The following is a 3,387-nucleotide window of genomic DNA, read 5'->3' on the forward strand; positions in this document are numbered from 1 at the left end:
GGCCGCTCCTACAGGCCGCTCCCACAAGGCAGGCGGCCCTATCAGATACCTTCGCGCGCCAGGTCCATGGCGAAGTAGGTCAGGATCAGGTCGGCACCCGCCCGCTTGATGGCACCGATGCTTTCACGCATCACGCGCCCTTCATCGATGGCACCGGCCAGGCCGCCGAACTTGATCATCGCGTATTCACCACTGACCTGGTAGGCCGCCAGTGGCAGGCGCGAAGCAGCGCGGATGTCGGCGATCACGTCAAGGTAGGCGCCGGCCGGTTTGACCATCAGCACATCGGCCCCTTCCTGCTCGTCGAGCAACGATTCGCGCACGGCTTCGCGGCGGTTCATCGGGTTCATCTGGTAGCTCTTGCGGTCACCTTTGAGGGCGGTACCGCCGGCCTCGCGGAACGGGCCATAGAGCGACGAGGCGAATTTGGTCGAATAGGCCATGATTGCCGTGTCATGGAAGCCTGCGGCATCCAGCGCACCCCGAATCGCCTGGACCTGGCCGTCCATCGCCGCCGATGGCGCGATGAAGTCGGCGCCAGCGGCGGCCGCGATCACGGCCTGCTTGCCCAGGTTGACCAGGGTGGCGTCGTTGTCCACACCGTGGTCGTGCACCACACCGCAATGGCCGTGGCTGGTGTATTCGCAGAAGCAGGTGTCGGACATCACCACCATTTCCGGCACGGTGTCCTTGCAGATCCGCGCCATGCGCGCCACCAGGCCGTTTTCGTTCCAGGTGTCACTGCCGACTTCGTCCAGGTGGTGCGAGACGCCAAAGGTCATCACCGACTTGATGCCGGCACGGGCGTAGCGCTCGATTTCTTGCGCCAGCAGTTTTTCAGGGATGCGATTGACACCCGGCATGCTGGTGATCGGCACGAAATCATCGATGCCTTCTTCGACGAAGATCGGCAGGATCAGGTCTTCAAGGCGGAACTCGGTTTCCTGGAAGATCGAACGCAGGGATTCGTTCTGGCGCAAGCGACGAGGACGAACGGAGGGGAAACGGTTGGACATGACAGCTCCAGGGAATATGGACGGCGTACACCATATGCCTGTTGAGCCCCAGTGAAAAGGCTGAATGAAGAGATTGTGTCTTGCATCAAGGGTAATAGCCTGGATTTGCCGTGCCTCTTCGCGGGTAAACCCGGGAAGAGGCCGGTATACGTCACTTCACTCCACCAACCGGGGCGCCCCCACATCTGCCGCCTGCCGATCCAGCCCATGCGCCTCAAGTATACGGGCAATCTCGCCACTGCCATGCAACGCCTGGATGTTGGCATCCAGCGCCTTGCCCAGTTCGACGTTGCTCAGCATGTAAGGGATGCTGGTCTGCCCCGGTTGCTCGGTCGCCTTGACCCGTGGATCCGGCTCGGACACCTTGATGCTGGCGCCCTTGTACGCCCCTTTCTGCTGCGAGGCGATGGCCACCGCATGGCTGTCGATGCCAGCTTCGATGCGCCCCGAGGCCAGGTCCTGGGCCATGGCCACCGGGTTGGGGTACAGCACCAGGTCGTCGCCCAACACCGTCTTCAGGTCACTGACCCACAGGTAGCCCTGCACCGTCCCCACGCGCTTGCCCTCCAGTTCGCTGACCTTGGCATAGCCCTGGGGCGAGATGATGCCCATCACGTCCAGGTACAACGGCGCCGACAGCCCCAGCACCTTGCCGCGCTCCGCCGTGCGGTACCAGTCGCCAATGACCACGTCGGCACGGCGGGCGACCACCGACTGGATTGCCGCCGAGGGGTCGAGCACGCTGGCCTTGATGGTCAGGCACTCCCGGGCCGCGATCTGCTTGATGATCTCGCCATCAACGCCGCCCAGTGCCTGGCCGGTGCCAGGGATCGAGTACGGCGGGAAGACCCAGGCCGCGACGGTGAGCACACCTGGGGTCAGGGTTTCGAACGTGTGGGTGGGTTTGCACTCGGCCATGGCCTGGGCGCTGCCGACCAGGGCCAGGCACAGGCTCAGGCAACGGGTAACGCGCTTGAATGGTTTCATCACGGGTACCTTTCAGGAAGTGAATGTAAAAGCAGCATCAGCAAGCAGTTTGCACGCCGGGCGCCAAGCGTCGCTCCAGGGCAGCCACGCCCAGGCTGGCCGGCGCGCAGACTGCCGCGTACATCAGCCCGGCCAGCACCAGCACCGGCATGTACTGGAACGTCGAGGAGCCGATGGCCGAGGCGCGGCTGACGATCTCAGGCAAGGCGATGGTGAAACACAGCGAAGAAGCCTGGAACATCATGATCGAGAAGCCGAGCAACGACGGCAGCGCCACCCGCAAGGCCTGGGGCAGGATCACATAGCGCAGGGCATCGACCCGGTTCAGGCCAATCACATCAGCCGCCTCGTGCTGGCCACGGGCAACCGCCTCGATGCCGCCGCGGATGATCTCGCTGGTGTACGCCGCCGTGCAGTACGCCAACGCCAGCACGGCCGCCCAGAACGAGGTCAAGGTCAGGTTCACCGAAGGCAGGCCGAAGTAGAAGTACTGCAACAGGATCAATGCCGGGGCACCCCGCCCCAGTTCGACAATGATCAACGTCGGGTAGCGTATGGCCTTGCCCCTGGCGCCCACGCCCAGGGCCAGCAGCAGCCCCAGCGCGATGCCCAGCAGCAGGCTGATGGCGGTCACCTGCAACGACAGGACGAAGCCCTTCCATAACTCCGGAAACCACTGCGCCCACAGTGTCAGCAGCGCGTTCATAGGCTGATCCTCCGTTGCAAGGTGCTCGACAACCAGCGCGAAGCCAGCGCCACCGGCACGCTGAGCACCAAGTACACCAGCGCAGCCGCGCTGTACACGCCCAGCCCTTGGAAGGTCTGCTGCGAAACCTGGTACGCCTGGAAGCTGATATCCGCGACACCCAGCGTCGACGCCACCGCAGAGTCCTTGAGCAGGCCGATGGCGTAGGTGGCCGCTGTCGGGATGGAAATGCGCACCAGCTGCGGCAACACCACATCGAAGAAGCGCTGCGGCGCTGACAGGTTGAGCACATGGGCGGCTTCATACTGGCCATCGGGGATCGCCGCAAAGGCGCCCCGGTAGACCTCGGCCATCTGCGCGGCGGTAATCAGGCCAAGGCCGACCACCGCCGCGACAAAGGGCGACAACGTGACATAGCCGCCGCCAATGCCAAAAAAGATGAAGAACAGCCAGACGATCGGTGGGATCGAACGCAAGGTCAGCACCAGTGCCGCGCCCAGTACTCGCAGCGATGGCACCTGTGACATGCGCAGCGCACACAGCGGGAACCCCAGCACCACACCGACGGCGAAGGCACACACGGTCACACCCACGGTCCACGGCACGCCCGTCAGCAGCATCATGAGGATATCGTTCATCTACCAAATGTCGCAGCTGAATCAATCGCGCTGATTTTAT

At 63.6% G+C, this 3,387-nt stretch carries 4 protein-coding genes; all 4 read right to left on the reverse strand.

Translation table 11 applies throughout. The features are described 5' to 3' along the window. Nucleotides 1–41 precede the first annotated feature (41 nt). Nucleotides 42–1,016 (reverse strand): porphobilinogen synthase, encoded by a 975-nt coding sequence (gene hemB / locus NP534_RS26300; RefSeq protein ID WP_033697542.1) that lies wholly within the window; start codon nucleotides 1,014–1,016, stop codon nucleotides 42–44. Nucleotides 1,017–1,172: 156 nt separating this feature from the next. Then, nucleotides 1,173–2,006 (reverse strand): substrate-binding periplasmic protein, encoded by an 834-nt coding sequence (locus tag NP534_RS26305; protein WP_274100669.1) that lies wholly within the window; start codon nucleotides 2,004–2,006, stop codon nucleotides 1,173–1,175. 34 nt (nucleotides 2,007–2,040) lie between these two features. Then, nucleotides 2,041–2,709 (reverse strand): amino acid ABC transporter permease, encoded by a 669-nt coding sequence (locus tag NP534_RS26310; RefSeq protein ID WP_274100670.1) that lies wholly within the window; start codon nucleotides 2,707–2,709, stop codon nucleotides 2,041–2,043. Continuing rightward, nucleotides 2,706–3,347, reverse strand: coding sequence for an amino acid ABC transporter permease (locus NP534_RS26315; RefSeq protein WP_186663603.1), 642 nt, complete (start codon nucleotides 3,345–3,347; stop codon nucleotides 2,706–2,708). The genes NP534_RS26310 and NP534_RS26315 overlap by 4 nt, the downstream gene beginning before the upstream one ends. Nucleotides 3,348–3,387: the final 40 nt, after the last annotated feature.

The sequence above is a fragment of the Pseudomonas sp. 39004 genome, assembly GCF_028682155.1.
Taxonomy (GTDB): Bacteria; Pseudomonadota; Gammaproteobacteria; order Pseudomonadales; family Pseudomonadaceae; genus Aquipseudomonas; species Aquipseudomonas capeferrum.

Bases quoted from the DNA above. Each gene is read 5' to 3' on its own strand.
- hemB (WP_033697542.1), bottom strand. From the start codon at position 1,016: ATGTCCAACCGTTTCCCCTCCGTTCGTCCTCGTCGCTTGCGCCAGAAC.
- NP534_RS26310 (WP_274100670.1), bottom strand. From the start codon at position 2,709: ATGAACGCGCTGCTGACACTGTGGGCGCAGTGGTTTCCGGAGTTATGG.
- NP534_RS26315 (WP_186663603.1), bottom strand. From the start codon at position 3,347: ATGAACGATATCCTCATGATGCTGCTGACGGGCGTGCCGTGGACCGTG.